Below are 24,542 nucleotides of genomic sequence, written 5' to 3'. Positions count from 1 at the left end.
AAGGAAGCAGAGCAATGGATTTGCCGTTTAGTGGTGGTGAGTGGGTGCTGCTGGAGCTGGCCATTGCCCTGGCCTATATCGTCTTTGGTGTGGCCGGGTTCGGCACGGCGCTGGTGGCCGGGCCGATCCTGATTCTGTGCCTGCCGCTGTCGAAAATCATCCCGCTGCTGGTGCTGCTGGATTTTGTGGCGGCCTTTGGTAACTGGCTGCCGTCGCGCCGGGATGTTGTGCGGCCCGAGTTGCTGCGTTTGCTGCCGTGCATGGCGATCGGCTGTGTGGTGGGCGTGGTGTTTTTGCTGAACCTTAAATCCGACCTGTTGTTGCTGTTGATGGGGGTTTTTATCACCGCTTACGCCTTGTACAGCCTGGCGGTGAAGGTGAAGCCGGCACGGCTCGCTGCCGGTTGGGCCATCCCCACGGGTATCACCGGCGGGTTGTTTGGTGCGCTGTTTGGCAGTGGCGGTTTTTTGTATGCGCTTTATCTGAATGCCCGCTTGCCCAAAGACGCTGCCCGCGCCACCCAGAGTGCGTTGATCAGTTGCAGCACCGTGGTGCGTCTTACGTTGTTCGTACTTGCCGGTGTGTATGCCGATGGCGAGCTGTTGTTGCTTGGCGCCTGCCTGTTACCGGCGATGGCAATGGGACTGTGGGTTGGCCGCCGGCTGACGCGCAAATTGTCCCGCGAGGCGTTTGTGCGGCTGGTAACGTGGCTGGTGCTGGCCAGCGGCATTGCGCTGATTGCGCGTTACCTGAGTTAAACTGCGTGGCTGAACCCTGTAGTCGCTCTTATCCATATGTGCCGTACCCCATGAACTCGCAAAGCATCATCGTTCCAAAAATCTCCACCTTGCCGGTGCATGAGCCGCGTGCCCGGGCCATCGTGCGCTGGCTGGTGCGCAAGAACATCATCGAAGAAGAGCTCACCACCTGCGGCCGTACCGGCAATGGCATGGCCTACGCCATCGCCCCCGGTGCCCGTGAAGTGGTGCTGCACCCCGAGGCTCTGCCTTTCGGGCAGCCGGTCAATGGCCTGGAGATCATCACCAAGCGCTGCATCTACACACCGGCCAAAGGTTTTCTTGAAGAAGCCGGTTGCGCCGAGTGCCGCAAGGAAGTGGGCGAGGCACTGTTTGAAAGCCTCGAAGACTGGATGCCGGGGCGTACCGACAACTTCATCTGTCCGCTGTGCGCCCACGAAGACGACATCAACGGTTTTCTGTTTTTACAGCCGTGTGCGTTTTCCAACCTTGGGTTTATTTTCAACAACTGGGCCGAGGCTGGATTCAAGCAAAGCTTTCTCGACGAGTTCGCCGACTGGCTCGACCAGCCGGTGGCGTGGGTGAAAGTCGAACTCTGAGGTGAAAATTCCGTAGCAGCTGCCGAAGGAACGAGGCTGCGTTCGATTGCGAAGCGATCGTAAGTCCGGGGCACGCGGTTCAGCTGAAAAAACGCGTGCTATGGATTTACGACGGCTACGCCGCCGGACGCAGCCTTCGGCAGCTGCTACGGTTCAATTTCTGCCTTCAAAGTCAGCTAATCATTGGCCCTTAGCGCAAAACTCTCTAAAGGTTTCCGTTGAGAGATCCAGGGGTTTTGAGTACAATGGCGCGCTTCCATTTTCCCGCTCGGGAGCCCCAGCGATGCTGCGTATCAGCCAAGAAGCACTCACATTCGATGACATCCTTCTCGTCCCCGGTTATTCCGAGGTTCTCCCGAACGAAGTCAATTTAAAGACTCGTTTGACCCGTGGCATTGAACTGAATATTCCGCTGGTTTCCGCTGCAATGGACACCGTAACTGAAGCCCGTCTGGCAATCGCCATGGCTCAGGAAGGCGGTATCGGTATCATCCACAAGAACATGACCATCGAGCAGCAAGCTCACGAAGTTCGCAAGGTCAAGCGTTTCGAAGCCGGCGTGGTTAAAGAGCCGATCACTATCGAGGCTGATGCCACGGTACGTGAGCTGCTTGAGCTGACCCGCCAGCACAATATCTCCGGCGTTCCGGTACTGCACAATGGCGACCTGGTCGGCATCGTGACATCCCGTGACGTACGCTTTGAAAACCGTCTGGAAGCTACCGTTCGTGACGTGATGACGCCTAAAGAGCGTCTGGTTACGGTCAAGGAAGGCGCCGACAAGGAAGAAGCCCGCGAGCTGTTGCACAAGCACCGTATCGAGCGCGTGCTGATCGTCGACGACAACTTTGCCCTCAAGGGCATGATGACCGTTAACGACATCGAAAAAGCCAAGGCTTACCCGTTGGCCAGCAAGGACGACCAGGGTCGTCTGCGCGTAGGCGCTGCGGTCGGTACCGGCAAGGACACCGCTGATCGCGTGGCCGCCCTCGTGGCTGCCGGCGTTGACGTGGTGGTAGTCGACACCGCCCACGGTCACTCCAAAGGCGTGATCGACCGCGTTCGCTGGGTCAAGCAGAACTTCCCTGAAGTTCAGGTCATTGGCGGCAACATCGCCACTGGCGCTGCTGCCCTGGCCCTGGCTGAAGCCGGCGCTGACGCAGTTAAAGTCGGTATCGGCCCGGGCTCGATCTGCACCACCCGTATCGTTGCCGGTGTTGGCGTTCCGCAAATCAGCGCGATTGCCAATGTGGCCGCTGCCCTTGAAGGCACTGGCGTACCTCTGATCGCCGACGGCGGCATCCGTTTTTCGGGTGACCTGTCCAAGGCCATCGTTGCCGGTGCTTCCTGCGTGATGATGGGTTCGATGTTTGCCGGTACTGAAGAAGCACCAGGCGAAATCGAGCTGTACCAGGGCCGTTCGTACAAGGCTTACCGCGGCATGGGTTCGCTGGGTGCGATGTCGCAATCCCAGGGCTCCTCTGACCGTTACTTCCAGGACTCCTCCGCGGGTGCCGAGAAGCTGGTGCCGGAAGGTATTGAAGGTCGCGTGGCGTACAAAGGCTCGCTGACGGCGATCATTCACCAACTGATGGGCGGTCTGCGTTCTTCGATGGGTTACACCGGCTGTGCCGACATCGAACAAATGCGTACCAAGCCCGAGTTCGTGCGTATCACCGGCGCTGGCATGGCTGAATCCCACGTCCACGACGTGCAGATCACCAAGGAAGCACCCAACTATCGCGTAGGTTGATAGTGGTCGCACCCGGGTTCACACCCGGGTGCGATACGAATTAAGTCACCGGGGCTGTTTGATTCAGCCCCGTGTCGTTTCTGAAATTAATCGAGATTTTGTCATGGCCCTCGACATTCACGCTCACCGCATCCTGATCCTGGACTTCGGTTCCCAGTACACCCAGCTGATCGCCCGCCGCGTGCGCGAAATCGGCGTTTACTGCGAACTGCACCCGTTCGACATGGACGACGCAGCGATCCGCGAATTCGCCCCTAAAGGCATCATCCTGGCCGGTGGCCCGGAGTCGGTACACGAAGCCGGCAGCCCGCGCGCCCCACAAGCTGTATTTGACCTGGGCGTACCAGTTTTCGGTATCTGCTACGGCATGCAGACCATGGCCGAGCAACTGGGCGGCAAGGTTGAAGGTTCCGAGCTGCGCGAGTTTGGTTATGCCCGTGTAGACGTGGTCGGCAAAAGCCGCCTGCTGGACGGTATCGAAGACCATATCGACGCCGACGGCCTGTTCGGTCTGGACGTGTGGATGAGCCACGGTGACAAAGTCACCAAAATGCCGTCCGACTTCCACATTCTGGCCAGCACTCCAAGCTGCCCGATTGCCGGCATGTTCAACGACGAGCGCGGCTACTACGGCGTGCAGTTCCACCCGGAAGTGACCCACACCAAGCAGGGCGGTCGCATCCTGTCGCGCTTTATCCTCGACATCTGCGGCTGCGAAGCCCTGTGGACGCCGTCGAAAATCGCCGAAGACGCGATTGCCAACATCCGTGCCCAGGTTGGTACCGACAACGTATTGCTGGGCTTGTCCGGCGGTGTTGACTCCTCGGTAGTAGCAGCTTTGCTGCACAAGGCCATCGGCGACCAGTTGACCTGCGTATTCGTGGACAACGGCCTGCTGCGCCTGCACGAAGGTGAGCAAGTGATGGCCATGTTCGCCGAGAACATGGGCGTCAAGGTGATCCGCGCCAACGCTGCCGACCAGTTCCTGAACAACCTGGCTGGCGAAAGCGACCCGGAGAAAAAGCGCAAGATCATCGGCCGTACCTTTATCGACGTGTTCGATGCCGAATCCTGCAAGCTGGAAAACATCAAGTACCTGGCCCAGGGCACCATCTACCCGGACGTGATCGAGTCGGCTGGCGCCAAGAGCGGCAAGGCTCACGTCATCAAGTCGCACCACAACGTGGGCGGCCTGCCGGACGAAATGAACCTCAAGCTGGTTGAACCGCTGCGTGAGCTGTTCAAGGACGAAGTCCGTCGTCTGGGTCTGGAGCTGGGCCTGCCGTACGACATGGTCTACCGTCACCCGTTCCCGGGCCCGGGTCTGGGCGTGCGCATCCTGGGTGAAGTGAAAAAGGAATACGCCGACATCCTGCGTCGTGCTGACCACATCTTTATCGAAGAGCTGCGCAAGGCCGACTGGTATCACAAAGTGAGCCAGGCATTCGTGGTGTTCCAGCCGGTGAAATCGGTTGGTGTTGTAGGCGATGGCCGTCGTTACGCCTGGGTAGTTGCCCTGCGTGCCGTAGAAACCATCGACTTCATGACCGCGCGTTGGGCTCACCTGCCTTACGAACTGCTGGAAACCGTCAGCGGCCGGATCATCAACGAAATCGAAGGCATCTCCCGCGTAACTTATGACGTGTCGAGCAAGCCGCCGGCAACGATTGAGTGGGAATGATTGGGCGTCCGGCACTGACCGGCACGATCTAGCAAGAAATACCCTGAAGCCCGCTTAATTGCGGGCTTTTGGCTTTTTTGGGCTGGCAATTTCTGGCTGTTTTGTGCATCGCCAGGCAGCGTGTTCAGGTGGCTTGGTACGGGGCCGCGCTGATTTCGGCTAGAAGTTATCCATCGCGTGACACATCGACACCTTGCCATCAGGCTTCGGCTCGACAGCGACCCATTGCATGCCGTCAGCTGAAAGCTCATCCAGCAGGAATGAGCAGTCTGCCGACATGGATGCCTGCACCCGGTAATCCACCCCGGGCCGAGGTACGAAGGTCATGGTCCTGGCGCACTGCCGGGCATATTGCAGGCGCCCCAGGTAATGGAGCGCGATCGGCTTGTTCGCCGGCACTACCAGCTCTGACGAGACCGAACCTGCCAACGAATAGATCGGCCCGGCAATGCTGAGGTTTTCGCCGTTATGGTCGGGGAAGCCGGATTTCGCCGACGCCATCACCCCCGCGCCGGGCACATTCCAGTCGAGGCAGTCACGCCCCGGCACGGCGCGCACCAGACCGTCGGTGAGCAGACGAATACGGGCAGTCTCGCCGCTCTGCGGGGGTATGTAGCCGGTAGACAGCGAACGCACGTTTGCCACTTGGCCGCAGCCGCTGAGCGCTAGCAGAACGGCGGGGATTACAGTGAACAGTCTCATCAGGCAATCGACTCGCAGGGGCAGGTTAAGGCTGGCGGCAGTTCTGGCTGACTGACAGATGCGGCGCAGGTTCATAGGTCACGCGCTGCAAACCATCGGCGTCCTGGAACAGGAAGTATTTGACGCGACAGTCCTTGAACATCGCTGAGTAACCCTCGGCCCGGAAGCCTTGACCGTCCACCTGTTTGGTCACGGTATTGTTGCGGCTGACCACTTCAAGCACCTTTTGATAGCTGTCCCCCATGTTGACCCCGGGCTCGCCGGTGATGGCGGCCGAGGAGGCGCAACCACCCAATGCTGCTGCCGCCAACACCAGTACGGTGCCGTACAGTCCGTTGCGTAGATCGTTCATTCCCTGTTTTCCTTTTGGTAATGGTTTACCGGCGGCCTTCGCATACCGGGGATTCACCGATGCGGCCTTGCTTGCACAGATCGAGTTTATCCCTGCGCTTGAACCCGGCGTCCTTCATGCAGTAGAACCGCGTCAGCACAACATCAATCGGCGAGGTGTCTCCCACGCCATCAAGATTGGTATACCCGCAAGCACGCATGGCGTTGTCGACGCCCGATTGGGTGACCCCCTTTTTGTACCACTGTGTGTAGTCCCCGGGTGGTGGTTGAAAGCCCCTTCCCGTGCAGCCAACCAGTAACACAGCGCAAAAACTCAGCAACAGGCTCCTCGTGAACATGGCGTTCTTCCTTGGGTTTTGACGCGGGTAGAGTGTGATGCGCCAACATCGTATAGGGAACTTTCATTCAACAAATGGTTCCATACTGTCCTTCACTCAGACTGTTCAAGGATCGAATGAAAACTTATCTGGCAGTTCCGTTAGCAATCACACTCGCCCTTGTGATGACCGGTTGCAGTAGCCGTAAGGCGGGTGATCTCACTTCAACGCCGGTCGTGCCACTGGTCATGAATGACCATCAAGCCAGCTTGACCTTCCGTACCATCGGCGGGGAGGGTGATCACCCTGTCAGTTACATGTACGGGTATTCCGACGGTCGAATGGATGACGCGGGTGATCGTGTTTATGACACTGCTTACTTCAAGCGCATACCGGCCTATCTGAAGCGAATTGGCGGTGGCACTGACAGCATCAGCAAGCTGGTCGATGCAGACAAAGTGGTGCACGTGGAAGGGACGGTCAAGGCCAAGCAGTTCACCTTCAACGGTATTCCAATGCCTACGCCGTTCGACAAAGAGCAGCCTGTTGCGCAGCAATTCACCCCGCAAGCCAAGAAGAATTACGTGGTTGAAACCGTGATCGCTGACACTTGGGTGATGAACGTGTATGAAGTTTCTCCAACCGGTGAACGCAAGACCGTTGGCGCTCAAAAAAATGATGGCGCCGCAGACTGATAGTGCATGAAAGGCCTTGAGCCCGGCTTGATATAAAAAGCGATCAACCTTTACTGTTGATCGCTTTTTTTGTGGTCGGCGTTCTGAATCATCAAACTTCCGACGCCAATTATTTGAACGTGGCAATTGCTCGAAATGGCAATTGAGCTTAGTTCGATTGATTCATACGCGTTATTAAAACCTCATCCATAAATAATACATGCCTCAACCAAAACAATTGGTTAGGCGTGCTGTTTTTGCTGTAGTCAAAATACTGACAATCAAAGCCAGTCGCATCCTCCCTATAAGTCGGTGATTCATCATGATCAAGATCATGGCCTTCTTGTTAATAGGAGTTGTCACTGCAGGATGCAACGGATTCGTGAAGCCCGACTTGTCGGGGCCGGTCAATGAAGCTTACTTTCCCGTCTTTTCAGGCTTTCCCATGCCGTATATGTACATGGCCTCGGCCGTGCAATGGAATGAGGACTACGCCGTCACCACTGGGCATACCCCGTTTATCCCCAACGTTGCATACCGTTGCAGCACACGCTGCGATCTGGTCTTTATCAAGCATAAAGCCAATGGCCACTTCCCGGCATGGCGAGCGCCGCAGGTGGGAGAGAGCATCACGGCCGTGGGCGTGAGCCCTTACCTTGTGACCACGACGGGTAAGGGCAAAGTGTATAAAACCCCCTTCAGCAATACCGAAGATCACAGCGGTGACCTGTATGCCATTCATGATGCCCCGCTGGTCAAGGGCATGTCGGGTGGGCCGGTGATCGCCAGTGACGGTTGCGTGGTGGGGATCAATGCCGGTTTTTATTCGACCAGCCTGAACAGTGCTATTACGTTGCCTGAGCTGAAGAGCGCGCAGAGAGTGAGCATTTTTATCCCGTATTCGATTGTTGCCCGCGAATGGGGGATGTTGCAGGCGCAGCTTGATGGGGGGCGTGGGTCGAAGTTTGCGGCCAAGTAAAAAAGCACCCTCACCCCGGAAGGTGAGGGTGCTTTTTTTGATGTCAGCGCCGCGCCACATCCGAAAAGTAGAACTTGTCCAGCGTATGCCGCGACTCGGTGTACTCGAACTGGCGCCCATCCTGTAGAAACGTCTGGTTGCTCACCACGATCACATGGCTCTGACCTTCCAGGTCCAGGTGCTGCTGGTCGTCCTTGCTGCGCGGCACCGCTTCGATGGTGCGCTGGGCATAGCTGATCTGCAGATTCAGGGTCTGCTCGATATAGGCATAGATCGAGTGCTCGGCAATGGCCTGATCCAGCCCCGGAATCAGGTCGCTGACAAAATGGTTGATGTCCAGAATCACCCGCTTGCCATCAATATGGCGCACGCGTTTGATGCGGGTTATCAGGCTGCCCGCTGCAACATCGAACTTCTCGCACAGTGCGCCTTCGAGCGGGAACCGGGTGAACTCCACCACCTCGGTACTGACGTTACCGCCCAGGCGCGGGTAGGTCTCTTGAAAGCTGACGATACCGCCCAGCTGGAACTCGATCGGGCTGGATGACAATACAAAAGTGCCCTTGCCGTGGATCTTCTGGGCAAATCCACGCTCCTGCAGTTGTTCAATCGCCTTGCGCACGGTTCCGCGGCTGGCCCCATAGCTGGCCATCAACTCGGTTTCGGACGGCAGGCGCGCGCCGCGGGCCAGGCGTTCAGTGGTGATACTGGCAAGCAGATCCGTGTAGATCTGATTGTATTTGGTCATGGCGAGGGCTCTATGCCGGTTGGGCTCGGGGCCCGGAACCTTAAGGGTTGGAGGGAAGGCAGCGCAAGTACGCGGCAGAAAAATCACTAACTCGTCTGTACCAGTTGTTGCTTTAACTCGTACAGACGAGTATTTTTTTGCTACGGCGTGCTGCCACAGCGACGCTCCATAATAAAAATTCAAGCGAGACCACGCATGAGCCACGACTATTCCCAGATCGCCCGCGAGCTGCTGCACAGCCTCGGTGGTGCCGCCAACGTTGAGCAGGCCGCGCATTGCGTCACACGCTTGCGCCTGGCCCTCAAGGACCCAAGCCTGGTCGACAGCACCACCCTCAACCAGATCGATCTGGTCAAAGGCTCCTTCTTCACGGGCGGCCTGTACCAGGTGGTGATCGGCCCCGGTGAAGTCGAGAAGGTCTATGCCGCCCTGCGTGAGCAGACCGGCCTGGCAGCCGCCACTATCGCCGACGTGAAGCAGCAGGGCGCCGACAAGGCCAACGCCATGCAGCGTCTGGTGCGTGTGTTCTCCGATGTGTTTATGCCCATCCTGCCCGCCCTGATCATTGCCGGCTTGCTGATGGGGGTTAACAACCTGCTCGGCGCCAAGGGCATGTTTATCGACGGCAAAACCCTGCTCGACGCTTATCCGCAACTGGACGGGGTGTGGAGCCTGATCAACCTCATGGCCAATACCTCTTTTGTATTCCTGCCCGCGCTGGTGGGCTGGTCGGCGGCCAAGCGTTTTGGCGGCAGTGAAATCCTCGGCATTGTGCTGGGCCTGATGCTGGTTCACCCCGACCTGCTCAATGCCTGGAACTACGGCAAGGCCGTGGCCGGGCTGGAGGGCCAGAGCCTGCCGTACTTCAACATCCTGGGCCTGTTCCAGATCGAGAAAGTGGGCTACCAGGGGCAGATCCTGCCGATCCTGATGGCCGCCTATGTGATGAGCGTGATAGAGAAATGGCTACGGGCGCGAGTGCCCAATGCCATTCAATTGCTGGTGGTACCCATTACCACCATCGTCATCACCGGGGTGCTGGCGCTGGCGATCATTGGCCCGGTGACCCGTCACCTCGGCATCCTCATTACCGAAGGCGTAGTGCTGTTGTTCGACGTGGCCCCGGTGCTCGGCGGAATGATTTTCGGCCTGCTGTATGCACCGCTGGTGATTACCGGCATGCACCATATGTTTCTCGCCGTGGACCTGCAATTGATTGCCAACCACGGCGGCACCTTTATCTGGCCGATGATCGTCATGTCCAACCTGGCCCAGGGCAGCGCCGCGCTCGGGGTGTTCTACATGAGCCGCAATGTGCGTGAGCGCAGCATGGCCTCTACCTCTGCAGTCTCGGCGTACTTTGGCATCACGGAACCGGCGATGTTCGGGATCAACCTGCGCTACAAGTTCCCGTTCTATGCGGCGCTGATCGGCTCGGCGCTGGGCAGCATTTTCCTGTCGCTGAACAAGGTGCTGGCTTCGGCCATCGGTGTTGGCGGCTTGCCCGGCTTTATTTCGATCATTCCGCAGTACATCCCGATGTTTGTCATCGGCATGTTGATGGCCATTGTCGTGCCGTTTGTCCTGACCTGCGGCCTGAGCCTGAAAATCATTCGTCCGGGTTATCGCGTCGCGTAGCACATCCACTTTCCTGTAGCCGCTGCCGAAGGCTGCGATGGGCTGCGAAGCTGCCCGTCTTGATAGACGGTCCAGCGGCCCTTATCGCAGCCTGCACCAGCGGCTACAACGTCCAAGCAAGGAACACCCCATGCAAGACTGGCAGCGTTCAGTGATCTATCAGATCTACCCAAAAAGCTTTTGCAGCCACGCGGGCAACGCGACCGGTGACTTGCGGGGGGTGGTCGACAAGCTCGATTACCTGCAGTGGCTGGGCGTCGATTACCTGTGGCTGACGCCGTTCCTGCGCTCGCCCCAGCGCGACAACGGCTATGACATCAGCGATTACTACGCCATAGACCCGAGTTACGGCAGCATGGCCGATTGCGAACTGCTGATCCGCGAAGCCGGTGCCCGTGGCCTCAAGCTGATGCTTGATATCGTGGTCAATCACACGTCCATCGAACACGAGTGGTTCCAGCAGGCGCGCAGCAGCCTCGACAACCCGTATCGCGACTTCTATATCTGGCGCGACCAGCCAAACAACTGGGAGTCCAAATTCGGCGGCTCGGCCTGGGAATACGAGGCGCAAACCGGCCAGTACTATCTGCACCTGTTTGACCACACTCAGGCCGACCTCAATTGGGACAACCCCAAGGTACGCGCCGAGGTCTACAAGCTGATGTGCTTCTGGCGGGACAAGGGCGTGGGTGGCTTTCGCCTGGATGTGATCAACCTGATCTCGAAACCGGCGCATTTCCCCCAGGACGACAGCGACGGCCGCCGTTTCTATACCGATGGCCCCAACGTGCATGAGTACCTGCAGGAGATGCACCGCGAAGTGTTTGCCGGCCACGATCTGGTCAGCGTCGGCGAGATGTCGTCCACCAGCCTTGAGCACTGCATCCGCTACTCGCGCCCTGACAGCCAGGAGCTGTCGATGACCTTCAATTTTCATCACCTGAAAGTCGATTACCCGAACATGCAGAAGTGGGTGCGGGCTGATTTCGATTTCCTGCAGCTCAAGGGCATTCTTTCGGAGTGGCAGGTTGGTATGCAGGCCGGTGGCGGCTGGAACGCGCTGTTCTGGTGTAACCATGACCAGCCGCGTGTGGTTTCGCGTTTTGGCGATGACGGTGAACACCGCGTGGTCTCGGCCAAAATGCTCGCCACGGCGCTGCATTTTTTGCAAGGCACACCCTATGTGTATCAGGGTGAAGAAATCGGCATGACCAACCCCGGGTTCGAGCATATCGAGCAGTATCGCGATGTCGAAACCCTGAATATCTATCGCCTCAAGCGCGAAGCCGGGGTGCCTCACGACGAATGCATGGCTGCGATCAAGCAAAAGTCACGGGACAACGGCCGCACGCCAATGCAATGGGATCATCAGGCCAATGCCGGTTTCAGCAGTGTCGAACCGTGGATTGGCATCCCCGCCAACGCGGCGTTTATCAACGTTGAAGACCAGCGCAATGACTCGGCTTCGGTGCTGCATCACTACCGCGAATTGATTGCCTTGCGCCGCGCAGAGCCCTTGCTGCAACACGGTGTATACCGTCTGTTGTTGCCCGAGCATAAGCAGGTATGGGTCTATGTGCGTCAGGGCGATGGCGAGAGTCTGCTGGTGATCAACAACTTCTATGGCACACCCTGCGATATCGAACTGCCTGAAGGAGTGGTTGACGCGGGTATGAGCCAGCGGCTGCTGATCAGCAACTACGACGACTGCCCGGTGCGCAGCAGTCGGATTTCACTGCGTCCGTATGAGTCATTTGCCCTGCATCTGCAGTGATTACCGGTTTTACCCATAACAATAAAAAAGGTCGTTCCATGAAATCTTCACTCAACTACAGCATCTGTATCGCCAGCCTGTGCCTGCTGGCACCGTTGTCGGCCAGCGCTTTGGAGTTCGCCGGGTATTTGCGCAGTGGCGTGGGCAACTCGCTCAATGGCGGCAAGCAATCCTGCTTCAAGCTGCCCGGTGCCGAGGCCAAGTACCGGCTGGGCAACGAGTGCGAACAATACGCCGAGCTGGAACTGCGCCAGGACGTGTACAGCTTTGACGATGGCTCGGTACTGAGCGTCGATGGCATGGCCTCGCTGTACAACCAATACGACCGCCAGCTGACTTTCCAGGGCGACAACGGTTCGGCGCGTCTGCCGCAACTGTACGCGCAGTGGTCGAACCTGCCGGGTCTCAACGGCGGCTCACTGTGGGCCGGGCGCCGTTACTACAAGCGTAACGACATCCATATTTCCGACTTCTACTACTGGAACCAGAGCGCCACCGGTGCCGGTATCGAGGATGTACTGATCGGTGGCCTGAAATACAGCTACGCCCTGTCGCGCAAAGACAACCTGTACCAGGAAAACTATGTGACTCGCCACGACTTCAACGTGGCCGGTTTCAACACCAACCCCGGCGGTGAGCTGGAGTTGGGCCTCAGTTATCTGGACAAGCCCGAGCGCACTGACGCCCACAGTGGCTGGGCCATTACCGCGCAGCATGTGCAGAGCGAGTTTCTGGGGGGCAAGAACAAGTTTGCCGTGCAGTACGGCGAAGGCTCGGGCACCGGCCTGGGCTATACCGGCGACTTTCGCCTGGATAACAGCAGCAAGCGTTATCGCATCGTCGAGTTTTTCGACTGGCAAGTGACGCCGCGTTTCGGCGGGCAGGTGGAGGCGGTGTACCAGAAGGATTTTCGCCCCGACGGCGGCAATCAGGAGTGGCTGTCTTTGGGCGTGCGCCCGACTTACGCGATCAGTGAGCAGTTCAAGCTGGTCACCGAGCTGGGGCACGATCAGGTCAAGGCCGCGGACGGTACGCGCAAGTTGAGCAAGTTCACTTTCGCGCCCACCTGGTCACCCAAGGGCCCAGGTTTCTGGACGCGCCCGGAAGTGCGTTTGTATTACACCTATGCCAGCTGGAACGCTGCGGCACAGCGCGCCGCCAATGAGTTTGATGCAGGCTCGGCGCTCTCCGACAGCGGTGCATTCGGTTCGGCCCGTCACGGTTCCAACGCAGGTTTGCAAGCCGAGTACTGGTGGAAGTAAGCGAGCTGTCGGGGCTCGCGCTCCATCGGCATTTAACCGAATCAACTGCAGGTGAAGTTATGGTCACATCCCAACAAGTGGAATTGCTGGCACCGCTGTCCGGTGTGCTGATGGCGCTGGATAACGTGCCCGATCCGGTGTTTGCCAGTCGCCTGATAGGCGACGGCCTGTGTATCGATCCGACGTCGCAGGTGCTTTGTGCGCCGCTGGCCGGGGTGATCAGTAACTTGCAACACACCGGCCACGCCATCAGCATCACCCATGCCAATGGCGTGCAGGTGTTGCTGCATATTGGTCTGGATACCGTCAACCTGGGCGGCAAGGGCTTTACGGCGCTGGTCGAGGAGGGCCAGCAGGTAACCGCGGGGCAGGCGCTGATCGAGTTCGATGCAGACTACATCGCCCTGCATGCCCGCAGCCTGTTGACGCTGATGCTGGTGGTCAGCGGCGAACCTTTTGTGGCCCCGTCACCAGGTGGCGTTCTGGTCGAAACGGGCCAGCCGCTGTTGCGTCTGCAACTGGGGCAGGCCGAGACAGTGGCCGAGGTGCAAGCCGGCGATACCCAGCGTTCCCAGCCGCAGCGTCTGCCCAACCCCAACGGCTTGCACGCCCGTCCTGCAGCGGTGCTCGCCCAGGCGGCGAAAGGCTTTGCGGCAACCCTTCATTTGCACAAACAGGGTGAGAGCGCCAATGCCAAGTCGCTGGTAGCGATCATGGCCCTGCAGACGGTTTGCGGCGACAGCGTTTACCTCAGTGCCTGCGGCTCAGATGCCGAGCAAGCGCTCAAGGTACTGAGTGAACTGCTGGCTGAGGGTTGCGGCGAATCGGTCGTGGCTGTGGCGCCCGAAGCGCAGCCAGTAGCAGTGCCGGAGCCTGTGGCCAGCAACGAATTGCGCGGGGTCTGTGCGTCACCGGGTTCGGCCTTCGGTCATGTTGTGCAACTGACAGAAAGCGTGTTGCAGATCAGCGAACTGGCAACCGACCAGCGCCACGAGCGCGAGCAGTTGCAACAGGCCCTGGCAGGAGCCACCGCGCAGCTGCAAACGCTGTGCGACACCACACAGGGCAAGGCTCAGGCCGAGATTTTCAACGCTCACCAGGAGCTGCTGGAAGACCCCGGTTTGCTGGAGCAGGCTTTCGGGCTGATCGAGCAGGGCAAGAGCGCAGCATTCGCCTGGCAGAGTGCCACACACGAAACCGCGACCCTGTTCAAAGGCCTGGGCAATCGCTTGCTGGCCGAGCGCGCGCTGGATCTGGACGATGTCGGCCAGCGCGTACTCAAACTGATACTCGGGGTTCAGGACTGCGCACTGGAGTTGCCGGATCTGGCCATCCTGATTGCCGAGCAACTGACCCCGTCGCAGACCGCAACCCTGGATACCCGCAAGGTTGCAGGCTTTGCCACGGTCGGTGGTGGTGCCAGCAGTCATGTGGCGATTCTGGCCCGGGCGCTGGGCTTGCCGGCACTTTGCGGTATGTCGCCACAGGTGCTGGCGCTGGCTAACGGAACCGAGGTGTTGCTCGATGCGGATCAGGGGCAGCTGCACCTGGAGCCGGATCCGCAGCGGATCCGCCAGCTCACCCTCCAGCGTGCCCTTCAGCACAAGCGTCAGCAGCAGGATTTGCAGCAGGCGGCACAGCCAGCCAGTACCCGTGACGGGGTACGTATCGAAGTCAGCGCCAATATCGCGTCCCTGGCCGAGGCAGAGCAAGCGGTGAGCCTGGGGGCAGAAGGGGTCGGCTTACTGCGCTCCGAGTTCCTTTATCTGGAACGCAGCAGCCCCCCCAGCCATGCCGAGCAGGTTGCCACTTACAGCGCCATCGCCGGTGTCGTGGGTACCGGGCACAATCTGGTGGTGCGCACGCTGGATGTGGGCGGCGACAAACCACTGGCCTATGTACCGATGGCACACGAGGCCAATCCATTTTTGGGCATGCGCGGAATCCGCTTGTGCCTTGAGCGTCCACACCTGTTGCGTGAGCAGTTCCGCGCGATTCTGGCCAGTGCCGACCTGACCCGTCTGCACATTATGTTGCCGATGGTCACGCAGCTGTCCGAGTTGCGCATGGCCCGCCAGTTGCTCGAGGAGCAGGCGCTGGCGCTGGGGATCAAGACCCTGCCAAAACTGGGCATCATGATCGAAGTGCCGGCAGCAGCGTTGATGGCGGATCTGTTTGCCCCCGAGGTGGATTTTTTCTCCATTGGTACCAATGACCTGACCCAGTACACCCTGGCGATGGACCGGGACCATCCGCGTCTGGCCAGCCAGGCCGACAGCTTGCACCCGGCGGTGCTGCGCCTGATCGCCACCACTGTCAAGGCCGCCCATGCCCACGGCAAATGGGTCGGGGTGTGCGGCGCACTGGCCTCCGAGACGCTGGCGGTACCATTGCTGCTGGGGCTGGGTGTCGATGAGTTGTCAGTGAGCGTGCCGTTGATCCCGAGTATCAAGGCGCGGGTTCGAGAGCTGGATTTCGTCGCGTGCCAGGCCCTGGCGCAGCGCGTGCTGGGCCTGGAGAGTGCCGGGCAGGTGCGGGCTGCATTGCAGCCATTGGTGCAACCCATGACCGAGTTGGAGTCCTGAACATGTTCGATAAAGCGCTTAAAGCATTCTGGAAGGCCCTGACACCCGATCTGGTGGTGGATGAGCCCGCTAAACCGGTGTTGACACTGGATAAAACGGTGCTGGCTGCGCTGGGCGGTGCCGGCAATATCAAGACCGAACAGCGGGTGGCCTTGACCCGGATCCGTGTGGAGCTGGCCGATATCACCCGCCTGGATCCGCAAGCCCTGCGTGTGGCGGGTGTGCCCGGGATCCTGAGCCTGCCGGGTGGGGTGGTGCATCTGGTGGTGGGGTTGTAAACCCAGTCCTGCGGCCCTTAGGTGGGAACGGGCTTGCTCGCGATGACAGCGCTGCGATGTAGCTGCAACACCGCAGCGATCCGTTCGCGAGCAAGCCCGCTCCCACAGGCTGTGTTTGCCTGCCAGCTGTGACCCTTCGCCACCCCGCCCTTACTGTTTCGCAATTGCAGGTGTATCGTATTCGCCTTTTGCGGGCCCAACGCCCGCGCCGGATACGAGAGGTAGTTGAATCCATGTCCTTTACCCGTCGACAAATACTCGGTGGTCTGGCCGGCCTGGTAGTGGTGGGTGTTGGCGCAGGAGGCGCTTCGCGTTACTGGCTGGGCAAGGTGGCTGCCGAGAACGCCGGCCACGATTACGAACTGATCAGCGCGCCACTGGACGTCGAGCTGGTGCCCGGCCATATCACCCAGGCCTGGGCGTTCGGTCCATCGGCTCCAGGTACCGAGCTGCGCGTGCGTCAGGGTGAATGGCTGCGGGTGCGCTTTATCAACCATCTGCCAGTCGCAACCACCATCCACTGGCACGGTATCCGCCTGCCCCTGGAAATGGACGGCGTCCCCTACGTCTCGCAACTACCGGTATTGCCCGGAGAATACTTCGACTACAAGTTCCGCGTGCCCGATGCCGGCAGCTACTGGTATCACCCCCACGTCAACAGCAGCGAAGAGCTGGGTCGTGGCCTGGTCGGCCCGCTGATCGTCGAAGAGCGCGAGCCTACCGGCTTCAAGCACGAGCGCACCCTGAGCATCAAGAACTGGCACGTCGATGAAGAGGGCGGCTTCCTGCCGTTCAGCATCACCCGCGAAGCGGCCCGTGGCGGTACGGCGGGGCGCCTGTCGACCATCAATGGCAGCCATGTGCCGACCATCGACCTGCCTGCAGGGCAGATCACCCGCGTGCGTATTCTCAACCTCGACAACACCCTGACCTATCGCCTGAATATCCCCGGCGTGGAAGCGATGATCTACGCGCTGGACGGCAACCCCATCGAGCCAAGGCCGTTGGGCAAGGATTACTGGCTGGGCCCGGGCATGCGTATTTGCCTGGCAATCAAGGCCCCGCCCGCCGGTGAGGAACTGTCGTTGCGTGACGGCCCGGTACGGCTGGGCACTTTGCGTTCGGTTGCCAGCACCGATGCAGCGGGCGAGTGGCCACCGGCGTTGCCCGCCAACCCGATTGCCGAGCCCGACGTGGCCAATGCCGAGAAGATCAACTTCAACTTTGAGTGGGTCGGTTCGATGTCCGAGAACCTGGGCCCGGATCAGCCTCCGAGCCTTTGGCAGATCAACGGTGTGGCCTGGGATATCAAGGACAAGACCTGCGCTGACCGACCGATTGCCAAACTCAAGCTGGGTCAGAGCTATATCTTTGAATTGAAGAACATGACCCAGTACCAGCACCCCATCCATTTGCATGGCATGAGTTTCAAGGTGCTGGCCTCCAATCGCAAAAAAATCATTCCGTATTTCACTGACACCTATCTGCTGGGCAAAAACGAACGTGCCCGCGTGGCGCTGGTGGCGGATAATCCTGGCGTGTGGATGTTCCACTGCCATGTGATTGATCACATGGAAACCGGCCTGATGGCCGCTATTGAGGTTTCCTGATGCGACAAGGGCGTCAACCCCTGATTATCGACCGCAGCCGCGATCAAGACTTTATGCGCGAAGCGCTGGCGCTAGCCGCTCAAGGCGCAGCGCTGGGTGAAGTGCCGGTGGGTGCGGTGCTGGTGCAGGACGGTGAAGTCATCGGCCGTGGCTTTAATTGCCCGATCAGCGGCAGCGACCCCAGTGCTCATGCCGAAATGATGGCCATCCGTGATGCAGCGACGGCTGTCAGCAACTACCGGCTGCCGGGCAGCACGCTGTACGTGACGCTGGAGCCATGCAGCATGTGTGCGGGGCTGATCGTGCACGCCCGGGTGGCACGGGTGGTGTATGGCGCGCTGGAGCCCAAGGCCGGGATTGTGCAAAGCCAGGGGCAGTTTTTTACCCAGGGCTTTTTGAATCACCGGGTGCTGTATGAAGGCGGGGTATTGGCTGAAGAGTGCGGGGCGATCCTCAGCGAGTTCTTCAAGGCCAGAAGGGCTCGCTGAACCTGTGGGAGCGGGCTAGCTCGCGATGCAGACGCCTCGATATGTCTGATACATAGAGGTGATGCTATCGCGAGCAAGCCCGCTCCCACAGGGGTGAAGGGCGTGTGTTACTTCCTGGCCATAATCACCGCCCGCATTGGCGCCGGCAGGCCTTCGATGGTTTTGCTGTGGTCGTTCGGGTCCAGGTAGTCGCTCAACGACTGGTACTTCATCCACTCGGTGGCACGTTGTTCTTCAACGGTGGTGACGCTCACGTCGACGCAGCGAACATCGCTGAAACCGGCACGGCGCAACCAGCGCTCCAGTGCCGGGATCGAGGGCAGGAACCACACGTTGCGCATCTGCGCGTAGCGGTCTTCCGGCACCAGCACCTGGTTCACGTCACCTTCGATCACCAGGGTTTCCAGCACCAGTTCGCCGCCTTTGACCAGGCAGTCTTTCAATGCCAGCAAATGCTCGATGGGCGAACGGCGGTGGTAGAACACACCCATGGAAAATACAGTGTCGAAACCTTCCAGGTTCGGCGGCAGGTCTTCGAAAGGAAACGGCAGGTGCCACGCCGCTTCCTGCTGCAAAAAGCGTTGCACGGCCTGGAACTGGCAGAAGAACAGCCAGTTGGGGTCGACGCCGATTACGCTGTGGGCGCCTGCGCCGAGCATGCGCCACATGTAGTAGCCGTTGCCGCAGCCCACATCGAGGATGCGCTTGCCCTTGAGGTCGACATGCGGCGCGACCCGCGACCATTTCCAGTCCGAGTGCCACTCGGTATCGACGTGAACGCCAAACAGGTCGAACGGGCCTTTGCGCCACGGTGACAGGCCCATCAGGGCTTCGCGCATCTGTGCACGGGTGGCGTCGTCGCAGTCGGTGTCCAGGGTCAGGCCGTTCAACAGGTCGATTTCGCTCGGCTTGACGTCGGGCAAGGCATCCAGCGCGCTTTGCCAGCGCTCCAGGTCGCCGTGGCCTTTCTCCATCTTGACGTCGAGCTGGGCTTGCAGGGTGTTGGCCCATTCAGCCAATGGAGTGCCGGCCAGACGCCGGGCAAGTGGGGACAGATCAATCATGGCAAGGCAATCAACGAGGCAAAGTTAAGACACTGGAACCACGGCACGACTTTCGAGAACCCGGCCGCCAGCAGGCGTTCGCGGTGTTCTTCGAGGCTGTCGGGCTTCATGACGTTTTCGATGGCGCTGCGCTTTTGTGCGATCTCCAGATCGCTGTAGCCGTTGGCGCGCTTGAACGCCACATGCAGATCAGTCAGCAGCCCGTGCTCTTCGGGGTCGCTGAAACGCAGCTTTTCCGAGAGGATCAGGGCGCCACCCGGCAGCAGCGATTGACGGATACGGCCCAGCAGCGCCAGGCGCTCCTGGGGGGCGATGAATTGCAGGGTGAAGTTCAGCGCCACCACCGAGGCCGGCTCGAACGCCAGGGCCAGGATGTCGCCTTCGATGACTTCAACCGGCAGCAGCTCCTGAAACATCGAGTTCTGCCCATTGAGGTACTCGCGGCAGCGCTCGACCATTGCCGCCGAATTGTCCACCGCAATCACCTTGCAGCCTTCAGTGCGCACATGGCGGCGCAGGGCCTGGGTGACGGCGCCAAGTGAGCAACCCAGGTCGTACAGTACGCTGTCGGGCCGGGCGAATTGGGCGGCGAGCACGCCAAGGTTCTCGACAATGGTCGGGTAGCCGGGCACCGAGCGTTTGATCATGTCCGGGAACACCCGCACAACGTCTTCGTTGAAGGCGAAGTCCGGCACCTGGGTCAGGGGCTGGGCGAAAATACGGTCGGGTTCTTTGCTCACGGCGGTTCCGGCGGTGGAATTTTCAAAAGGGGCGGCATTTTAGCCAAGTTGGCGCCGGGATGCGCGGTCTGTCTGATAAAGCGTTCAACGTTTGCCCTGGGAAAACACCGAGGCGGCAATGCCCCACTGGCCCAGCCAGTAACTGAGGATGATCAGGTAGGGCGCGGCGCTGAACGGTTGCACAAAGCGATCGATGCCGATCAGGCTGTCCGAGACCACAAACGCCAACGCCCCGGCGGCTGCCAGCCAGGCCGAGTGTTTCGGTACGCCGCTGCCGAGGCGGGCGAGGGCGCGCCAGAGCATGACGCTGATGGCCAGGGCGTAGACGCCCACGGGCACCAGCAAATCGCCCAGGCCCTGGCTGGCCATGACACTCAACAAGCTGCCACCGGCAAGCAGTGCCAGGATCAAGGCCGGCACAGCTGCGCGGCGGCAGTCCACCAGGTAGGCCTTGAGATAGGCCAGGTGGGCAAACAAAAACGCCCCAAGGCCAAATACAAACAGGTCCTGTGGCCAGGCCAGCAGAATGTCGCCCAGCAGGGAAAACCCCAGGCCTATGCTGATCCAGTGTCGATAGGGGCTGACAGGCCCGCTGTGCAGCCAGCCGAGCAATGCCAGTACCGGTACGGGCTTGGTCAGCAGGCACAGCACCATGGCGTGCGTGCTGACGCCATAGAGGTAGGTGACAGCTCCCATGATCGCAAGGATCAGCCACGCCATATCAGTTCACCGTAATCGGGCAGTCGAACACCTGCGCGGGTTCGGCTTCGGGTTCCCACGGTTGCTGAGAGGTCAGGCGCAGGCGCCCGCTGCCAGGGGCAAATACCTGAAAGCGCCATGTCGATTGACCACCGCTGCCCAGCAACTGGCCATTATCGCTGCTGGTGTAGACCTCCGGGCCGAGGCTGCGCAGCACGCCGCCTGCGGAGTCCTGGATAGCCCAGCGGTAGCCGGTGGTGGGGTTGCTCGGCAACGACAGGATCAGTTGCTGGCCCACATGCAGTTGCTGGGGGCAGTCGCTTTGATCTTCGAGCGTAACGTTGTGTGCAGGCTGTTGGGCACAGGCCGTCAGCAGGCTGAGGCCAAGCAGGGGGATAAGGCGTACAGGGGGCATTGAAGGCTCCGGTCAGGCAAACACAAGGGCGCAGCATAACCCATGAAGGGAGCTGCGCCATTCGTCGCCTGCCGATCAGAAAGAGGCGTGGGGCGGGCTGATGCTGAATTCGCCGCACATCTCCATGCTGTTGCTGTTGTGGTCCAGGCCTTCCATGGTGAACAGCCGGGCGCTGTAGCAACTCTCGACCACGCTCAGGTGCAGGGTGCCGACATCGGCCTGATTCAAGTGATACACCTGGCGGCCATCGATTTCAACGCACTCGATGTAGGACATGGACAGGATGGGGCCGTGTTCGTCTTTTTGGAACCGGTAGATACCCGACTGGATATTGATATCCAGGGTGAACGCAACCGCGCGATAAGCGGTTGAGCCAAAGTCATCGAACTCACCGGTAATGACGATTTTTTTCTGGCTGCTGGCAAAGGTCATTTCCTGCGCGGTAAACGCGGGACGATCCAGCAGTTCGGCCTTGAGTTCTCCCCGGGTTCTGGGGTTGAAGATTTTTTGTCCTGACTCCTTGAGCCTCAGGACATCCGGGTTCTCATATACAGGATGATGAAGTGCCATATTCTTTTCCTGCATTATTTTTGTGGGAATTGGCTCTATTAAGGATGGGAAATGAACAACCGTCTACTGTCATAAATGACAGTAGACGTGTCTAGTACGCGACTTGCGAGGAATTTTGGATCCAATATGCGAACTGTGTTGCTTTAAGCCCGACTTGCCTGATTGGGAGCAGTGAGGCAATCGCAGGCAAGTCAGGGCCTACAAACGGTTTTAAAACAGCACCTTGGCCACATCGGTAAAGCGCTTGGCAAAGTGTACGGTGATGCCTTCCTTCAGATAATCGGGCAGCTCTTCGAAATGCCCGCGGTTCGGTTCGGGCAGAATCAGTTCGTTGATTTTTTGCCTGCGCGCCGCAATTACTTTTTCGCGCACGCCGCCAATCGGCAACACATGCCCGGTCAGGGTCAATTCGCCGGTCATGGCGATGCCTTTTTTCGGCGGCTGATTGCGAGCCAGCGACAGCAGGGCACTGGCCATGGTCACGCCTGCGCTGGGGCCATCTTTGGGCGTGGCCCCTTCAGGCACATGCAGGTGGACAAAAGCTTCATCGAAGAACTTCGGATCGCCGCCAAATTGCTTCAGGTTTGAGCTGATGTAGCTGTAGGCGATTTCAGCCGACTCTTTCATCACTTCACCCAGTTGCCCGGTCAGCTTGAAGCCGCGATTGAGGGTGTGAATACGTGTTGCCTCGATCGGCAGCGTCGCTCCGCCCATGCTGGTCCAGGCCAGGCCGGTAATCACCCCGGTACCGCTGATGACCTGTTCGTTACGGAACACCGGCATGCCCAGTGAAGCTTCAAGGTCTTTGGGGCCGATCTTGATCACGGCTTTGGGGTCTGCCAGCAGCTTGACCACGGCCTTGCGTACCAGTTTGCCCAGTTGTTTTTCCAGCTGGCGCACCCCGGCTTCGCGGGCATAACCGTCAATCACCGCGCGCAGGGCGCTGTCGCTGATGCTCAGTTTGTCTTTGGCCACGCCTGCTTTTTCGAGCTGTTTTGGCCATAGGTGACGCTTGGCGATCGCGACTTTCTCTTCCGTGATGTAACCCGAGAGGCGAATCACTTCCATACGATCGAGCAACGGGCCGGGGATCGAGTCCAGGGTGTTGGCGGTACATACAAACAGCACTTTGGACAGATCGAGGCGCAGGTCGAGGTAATGGTCGAGGAAGTCGACGTTCTGTTCCGGGTCGAGGGTTTCCAGCAAGGCCGAAGCGGGGTCGCCCTGGAAGCTCTGGCCCATCTTGTCGATTTCGTCGAGCATGATCACCGGGTTCATTACTTCAACATCTTTCAGTGCCTGCACCAGTTTGCCCGGCTGGGCGCCGATGTAGGTGCGGCGATGGCCCTTGATCTCGGCCTCGTCGCGCATGCCGCCGACGCTGAAACGGTAGAACGGGCGACCCAGGGACTCGGCGATCGACTTGCCGATACTGGTTTTGCCCACGCCCGGCGGGCCGACCAGCAGTACGATCGAACCGCTGACCGAGCCTTTGTAGGCCCCGACGGCGAGGAATTCGAGGATGCGATCCTTGATGTCATCAAGGCCGGCATGATGGGCGTCGAGCACCTTGCGGGCGTGCTTGAGGTCGAGCTTGTCTTCACCCAGCACGCCCCAGGGCACCGACGACGCCCAGTCCAGGTAGTTACGGGTCACGGCGTATTCCGGCGACCCGGTTTCCAGGATCGACAGTTTGTTGATCTCGTCATCAATGCGCTTTTGCGCCTGGGCCGGCAGGGTCTTGCCTTCAAGGCGCTGCTTGAACTGTTCGATATCGGCGCTGCGATCATCCTTGGTCAGCCCGAGCTCCTGCTGGATGACCTTGAGCTGTTCCTTGAGGAAGAATTCGCGCTGATGTTCGCCGATCTTAAGGTTAACTTCGGCTGAAATCTCTTTTTGCAGCCGCGCTACCTCGACCTCCTTGCGCAGCATGGGCAGCACTTTTTCCATGCGTTTGAGCATCGGCACGCAATCGAGCACCTGTTGCAGCTCGTTGCCGGTGGCAGACGTCAGGGCCGCTGCGAAATCGGTCAGCGGCGACGGATCATTCGGGCTAAAACGATTGAGGTAGTTTTTCAGCTCTTCGCTGTACAGCGGGTTGAGCGGCAGCAGCTCCTTGATCGCATTGATCAGCGCCATGCCGTAGGCCTTCACCTCGTCGGTGGGCTCCTTGGGCTGCTGCGGGTACTCGACCTCAACCAGATACGGCGGACGGTGATGCTTGAGCCACATGCTGATACGCACGCGGCTCAGGCCCTGGGCCACAAACTGCAACTTGCCGTTTTCGCGGCTGGCGTGATGCACCTTCACCAGGGTGCCGTATTCCGGCAGGCTTTTGGTGTCGAAGTGGCGAGGGTCATCAGGGGGCGTGTCGACAAAAAACAGCGCCAGGGAGTGATGGGGGGATTTGCTGACCAGTTCCAGGGTCTCGGCCCAGGGTTCTTCATTGACGATGACCGGCAGCACTTGTGCCGGGAAGAACGGCCGATTGTGAATCGGAATGATGTAAACCTTGTCCGGCAGATTCTGCTCCGGCAATGCCAATTCAGTCCCTCCAGAATGTGGATGGTGTTCGGATTCAGTGTGTTCTACATCGGTGTACTCAGTGGTGTTGTCCGGAAACTCTTGCTGGTCGCTCATGGGGCACCTGCGCAATTGGGTATGGATGTTAGATGGGGCGCGGTGCCAGTGGTTTCAATGGTGAACAGATTTTCATGTGTAAGGAGAAGAAACCCCGTAGACGGATAGGCGGGTACAGGGAATATTCAACTGTGGGAGCTTGACCGACGATCAGGTCATTCTCGTGCCCGTATTTCATGGTCGCTTCGCAATCAAACCCAGCCTCACGCCTTCCTCG

General features: G+C 59.4%; 23 protein-coding genes. 13 read left to right on the top strand and 10 right to left on the bottom strand.

Annotated features, from left to right (window positions below; translation table 11 throughout):
* The first annotated feature begins 14 nt into the window (after positions 1 to 14).
* From EQV96_RS11850 to guaA, 4 genes are all read left to right on the top strand, one after another.
* The gene (locus EQV96_RS11850; RefSeq protein ID WP_095001457.1) at positions 15 to 758 is read left to right on the top strand and encodes a sulfite exporter TauE/SafE family protein; all 744 of its coding nucleotides are present in this window, start codon (positions 15 to 17) and stop codon (positions 756 to 758) included.
* Positions 759 to 808: 50 nt separating this feature from the next.
* A complete protein-coding gene (locus EQV96_RS11845) occupies positions 809 to 1,357 on the top strand; it encodes a sugar ABC transporter ATPase (RefSeq protein WP_095001456.1) in 549 nt (182 codons plus the stop codon).
* Between the two features lie 283 nt (positions 1,358 to 1,640).
* Complete coding sequence (gene guaB, locus EQV96_RS11840) at positions 1,641 to 3,110, top strand: IMP dehydrogenase (RefSeq protein WP_016779630.1); 1,470 nt, start codon at positions 1,641 to 1,643, stop codon at positions 3,108 to 3,110.
* Positions 3,111 to 3,213: 103 nt separating this feature from the next.
* The gene (gene guaA, locus EQV96_RS11835) at positions 3,214 to 4,791 is read left to right on the top strand and encodes a glutamine-hydrolyzing GMP synthase (protein ID WP_016779631.1); all 1,578 of its coding nucleotides are present in this window, start codon (positions 3,214 to 3,216) and stop codon (positions 4,789 to 4,791) included.
* Between the two features lie 159 nt (positions 4,792 to 4,950).
* Here guaA and EQV96_RS11830 read toward each other — a convergent pair whose 3' ends face one another.
* Genes EQV96_RS11830 through EQV96_RS11820 form a run of 3 tightly spaced genes read right to left on the bottom strand, consistent with a single transcriptional unit; the run spans position 4,951 to position 6,182 of the window.
* Positions 4,951 to 5,493 carry a hypothetical protein gene (locus EQV96_RS11830; protein ID WP_240882060.1) on the bottom strand — a complete coding sequence of 181 codons (543 nt, stop codon included), beginning with the start codon at positions 5,491 to 5,493 and terminating at the stop codon, positions 4,951 to 4,953.
* A 25-nt stretch (positions 5,494 to 5,518) separates the two neighbouring features.
* On the bottom strand, positions 5,519 to 5,845 hold the full coding sequence (locus EQV96_RS11825; protein ID WP_095026419.1) for a hypothetical protein: 327 nt from the start codon (positions 5,843 to 5,845) through the stop codon (positions 5,519 to 5,521).
* 25 nt (positions 5,846 to 5,870) lie between these two features.
* The gene (locus EQV96_RS11820) at positions 5,871 to 6,182 is read right to left on the bottom strand and encodes a hypothetical protein (RefSeq protein ID WP_095018343.1); all 312 of its coding nucleotides are present in this window, start codon (positions 6,180 to 6,182) and stop codon (positions 5,871 to 5,873) included.
* A gap of 116 nt (positions 6,183 to 6,298) precedes the next feature.
* Here EQV96_RS11820 and EQV96_RS11815 point away from each other — a divergent pair, with 116 nt between their 5' ends.
* Positions 6,299 to 6,856: a hypothetical protein gene (locus EQV96_RS11815; protein WP_095018344.1), complete on the top strand. Its 558-nt coding sequence runs from the start codon at positions 6,299 to 6,301 to the stop codon at positions 6,854 to 6,856.
* 301 nt (positions 6,857 to 7,157) lie between these two features.
* Complete coding sequence (locus tag EQV96_RS11810) at positions 7,158 to 7,814, top strand: trypsin-like peptidase domain-containing protein (RefSeq protein WP_095001449.1); 657 nt, start codon at positions 7,158 to 7,160, stop codon at positions 7,812 to 7,814.
* A gap of 43 nt (positions 7,815 to 7,857) precedes the next feature.
* On the opposite strand, the gene treR is transcribed toward EQV96_RS11810, so the two are convergent.
* Positions 7,858 to 8,562 carry a trehalose operon repressor gene (gene treR / locus EQV96_RS11805; protein WP_095001448.1) on the bottom strand — a complete coding sequence of 235 codons (705 nt, stop codon included), beginning with the start codon at positions 8,560 to 8,562 and terminating at the stop codon, positions 7,858 to 7,860.
* A 195-nt stretch (positions 8,563 to 8,757) separates the two neighbouring features.
* Here treR and treP point away from each other — a divergent pair, with 195 nt between their 5' ends.
* The 7 genes from treP (at position 8,758) to tadA (ending at position 18,197) form a co-directional block, all read left to right on the top strand.
* Positions 8,758 to 10,200 carry a PTS system trehalose-specific EIIBC component gene (treP, locus tag EQV96_RS11800; RefSeq protein ID WP_095001447.1) on the top strand — a complete coding sequence of 481 codons (1,443 nt, stop codon included), beginning with the start codon at positions 8,758 to 8,760 and terminating at the stop codon, positions 10,198 to 10,200.
* 130 nt (positions 10,201 to 10,330) lie between these two features.
* Positions 10,331 to 11,974 (top strand): alpha,alpha-phosphotrehalase, encoded by a 1,644-nt coding sequence (treC, locus tag EQV96_RS11795; RefSeq protein WP_169917158.1) that lies wholly within the window; start codon positions 10,331 to 10,333, stop codon positions 11,972 to 11,974.
* Between the two features lie 38 nt (positions 11,975 to 12,012).
* Positions 12,013 to 13,236 (top strand): carbohydrate porin, encoded by a 1,224-nt coding sequence (locus EQV96_RS11790; RefSeq protein WP_133144822.1) that lies wholly within the window; start codon positions 12,013 to 12,015, stop codon positions 13,234 to 13,236.
* A 59-nt stretch (positions 13,237 to 13,295) separates the two neighbouring features.
* Positions 13,296 to 15,821 (top strand): phosphoenolpyruvate--protein phosphotransferase, encoded by a 2,526-nt coding sequence (gene ptsP, locus EQV96_RS11785; protein WP_240882059.1) that lies wholly within the window; start codon positions 13,296 to 13,298, stop codon positions 15,819 to 15,821.
* Positions 15,822 to 15,823: 2 nt separating this feature from the next.
* On the top strand, positions 15,824 to 16,099 hold the full coding sequence (locus EQV96_RS11780; RefSeq protein ID WP_095026422.1) for a PTS transporter subunit EIIB: 276 nt from the start codon (positions 15,824 to 15,826) through the stop codon (positions 16,097 to 16,099).
* A 233-nt stretch (positions 16,100 to 16,332) separates the two neighbouring features.
* On the top strand, positions 16,333 to 17,709 hold the full coding sequence (locus EQV96_RS11775; protein ID WP_095018348.1) for a multicopper oxidase family protein: 1,377 nt from the start codon (positions 16,333 to 16,335) through the stop codon (positions 17,707 to 17,709).
* A complete protein-coding gene (gene tadA, locus EQV96_RS11770; protein ID WP_095001442.1) occupies positions 17,709 to 18,197 on the top strand; it encodes a tRNA adenosine(34) deaminase TadA in 489 nt (162 codons plus the stop codon). The genes EQV96_RS11775 and tadA overlap by 1 nt, the downstream gene beginning before the upstream one ends.
* A gap of 107 nt (positions 18,198 to 18,304) precedes the next feature.
* Here tadA and cmoB read toward each other — a convergent pair whose 3' ends face one another.
* The 6 genes from cmoB to lon all read right to left on the bottom strand — a co-directional run bounded on the left by cmoB (position 18,305) and on the right by lon (position 24,325).
* Positions 18,305 to 19,261 carry a tRNA 5-methoxyuridine(34)/uridine 5-oxyacetic acid(34) synthase CmoB gene (cmoB, locus tag EQV96_RS11765; protein WP_095018349.1) on the bottom strand — a complete coding sequence of 319 codons (957 nt, stop codon included), beginning with the start codon at positions 19,259 to 19,261 and terminating at the stop codon, positions 18,305 to 18,307.
* The gene (gene cmoA, locus EQV96_RS11760; RefSeq protein WP_095001440.1) at positions 19,258 to 20,001 is read right to left on the bottom strand and encodes a carboxy-S-adenosyl-L-methionine synthase CmoA; all 744 of its coding nucleotides are present in this window, start codon (positions 19,999 to 20,001) and stop codon (positions 19,258 to 19,260) included. The genes cmoB and cmoA overlap by 4 nt, the downstream gene beginning before the upstream one ends.
* A gap of 84 nt (positions 20,002 to 20,085) precedes the next feature.
* Positions 20,086 to 20,721, bottom strand: coding sequence for a lysoplasmalogenase (locus tag EQV96_RS11755; protein ID WP_095025835.1), 636 nt, complete (start codon positions 20,719 to 20,721; stop codon positions 20,086 to 20,088).
* A gap of 1 nt (position 20,722) precedes the next feature.
* On the bottom strand, positions 20,723 to 21,115 hold the full coding sequence (locus EQV96_RS11750; protein ID WP_088379088.1) for a protease inhibitor I42 family protein: 393 nt from the start codon (positions 21,113 to 21,115) through the stop codon (positions 20,723 to 20,725).
* Between the two features lie 75 nt (positions 21,116 to 21,190).
* Positions 21,191 to 21,685, bottom strand: a complete 495-nt coding sequence (locus EQV96_RS11745; RefSeq protein WP_095001438.1) for a hypothetical protein — start codon at positions 21,683 to 21,685, stop codon at positions 21,191 to 21,193.
* Positions 21,686 to 21,895: 210 nt separating this feature from the next.
* Complete coding sequence (gene lon, locus EQV96_RS11740; RefSeq protein WP_095018352.1) at positions 21,896 to 24,325, bottom strand: endopeptidase La; 2,430 nt, start codon at positions 24,323 to 24,325, stop codon at positions 21,896 to 21,898.
* Positions 24,326 to 24,542: the final 217 nt, after the last annotated feature.

This window comes from Pseudomonas sp. TMW22080 (assembly GCF_022496745.1).
GTDB classification, from domain to species: Bacteria; Pseudomonadota; Gammaproteobacteria; order Pseudomonadales; family Pseudomonadaceae; genus Aquipseudomonas; species Aquipseudomonas bubulae.
This window is presented reverse-complemented; position numbering and strand designations above follow the sequence as displayed.

What these genes read in the sequence shown, in the direction of transcription:
- lon (WP_095018352.1), bottom strand. Translation starts at nt 24,325, where the DNA reads ATGAGCGACCAGCAAGAGTTTCCGGACAACACCACTGAGTACACCGAT.
- EQV96_RS11775 (WP_095018348.1), top strand. Translation starts at nt 16,333, where the DNA reads ATGTCCTTTACCCGTCGACAAATACTCGGTGGTCTGGCCGGCCTGGTA.
- EQV96_RS11745 (WP_095001438.1), bottom strand. Translation starts at nt 21,685, where the DNA reads ATGGCACTTCATCATCCTGTATATGAGAACCCGGATGTCCTGAGGCTC.
- tadA (WP_095001442.1), top strand. Translation starts at nt 17,709, where the DNA reads ATGCGACAAGGGCGTCAACCCCTGATTATCGACCGCAGCCGCGATCAA.
- cmoB (WP_095018349.1), bottom strand. Translation starts at nt 19,261, where the DNA reads ATGATTGATCTGTCCCCACTTGCCCGGCGTCTGGCCGGCACTCCATTG.
- EQV96_RS11850 (WP_095001457.1), top strand. Translation starts at nt 15, where the DNA reads ATGGATTTGCCGTTTAGTGGTGGTGAGTGGGTGCTGCTGGAGCTGGCC.
- EQV96_RS11830 (WP_240882060.1), bottom strand. Translation starts at nt 5,493, where the DNA reads ATGAGACTGTTCACTGTAATCCCCGCCGTTCTGCTAGCGCTCAGCGGC.
- treP (WP_095001447.1), top strand. Translation starts at nt 8,758, where the DNA reads ATGAGCCACGACTATTCCCAGATCGCCCGCGAGCTGCTGCACAGCCTC.
- treR (WP_095001448.1), bottom strand. Translation starts at nt 8,562, where the DNA reads ATGACCAAATACAATCAGATCTACACGGATCTGCTTGCCAGTATCACC.
- EQV96_RS11755 (WP_095025835.1), bottom strand. Translation starts at nt 20,721, where the DNA reads ATGGCGTGGCTGATCCTTGCGATCATGGGAGCTGTCACCTACCTCTAT.
- guaA (WP_016779631.1), top strand. Translation starts at nt 3,214, where the DNA reads ATGGCCCTCGACATTCACGCTCACCGCATCCTGATCCTGGACTTCGGT.
- EQV96_RS11810 (WP_095001449.1), top strand. Translation starts at nt 7,158, where the DNA reads ATGATCAAGATCATGGCCTTCTTGTTAATAGGAGTTGTCACTGCAGGA.
- EQV96_RS11815 (WP_095018344.1), top strand. Translation starts at nt 6,299, where the DNA reads ATGAAAACTTATCTGGCAGTTCCGTTAGCAATCACACTCGCCCTTGTG.
- EQV96_RS11780 (WP_095026422.1), top strand. Translation starts at nt 15,824, where the DNA reads ATGTTCGATAAAGCGCTTAAAGCATTCTGGAAGGCCCTGACACCCGAT.
- ptsP (WP_240882059.1), top strand. Translation starts at nt 13,296, where the DNA reads ATGGTCACATCCCAACAAGTGGAATTGCTGGCACCGCTGTCCGGTGTG.
- guaB (WP_016779630.1), top strand. Translation starts at nt 1,641, where the DNA reads ATGCTGCGTATCAGCCAAGAAGCACTCACATTCGATGACATCCTTCTC.
- EQV96_RS11790 (WP_133144822.1), top strand. Translation starts at nt 12,013, where the DNA reads ATGAAATCTTCACTCAACTACAGCATCTGTATCGCCAGCCTGTGCCTG.
- EQV96_RS11820 (WP_095018343.1), bottom strand. Translation starts at nt 6,182, where the DNA reads ATGTTCACGAGGAGCCTGTTGCTGAGTTTTTGCGCTGTGTTACTGGTT.
- EQV96_RS11845 (WP_095001456.1), top strand. Translation starts at nt 809, where the DNA reads ATGAACTCGCAAAGCATCATCGTTCCAAAAATCTCCACCTTGCCGGTG.
- EQV96_RS11825 (WP_095026419.1), bottom strand. Translation starts at nt 5,845, where the DNA reads ATGAACGATCTACGCAACGGACTGTACGGCACCGTACTGGTGTTGGCG.
- treC (WP_169917158.1), top strand. Translation starts at nt 10,331, where the DNA reads ATGCAAGACTGGCAGCGTTCAGTGATCTATCAGATCTACCCAAAAAGC.
- EQV96_RS11750 (WP_088379088.1), bottom strand. Translation starts at nt 21,115, where the DNA reads ATGCCCCCTGTACGCCTTATCCCCCTGCTTGGCCTCAGCCTGCTGACG.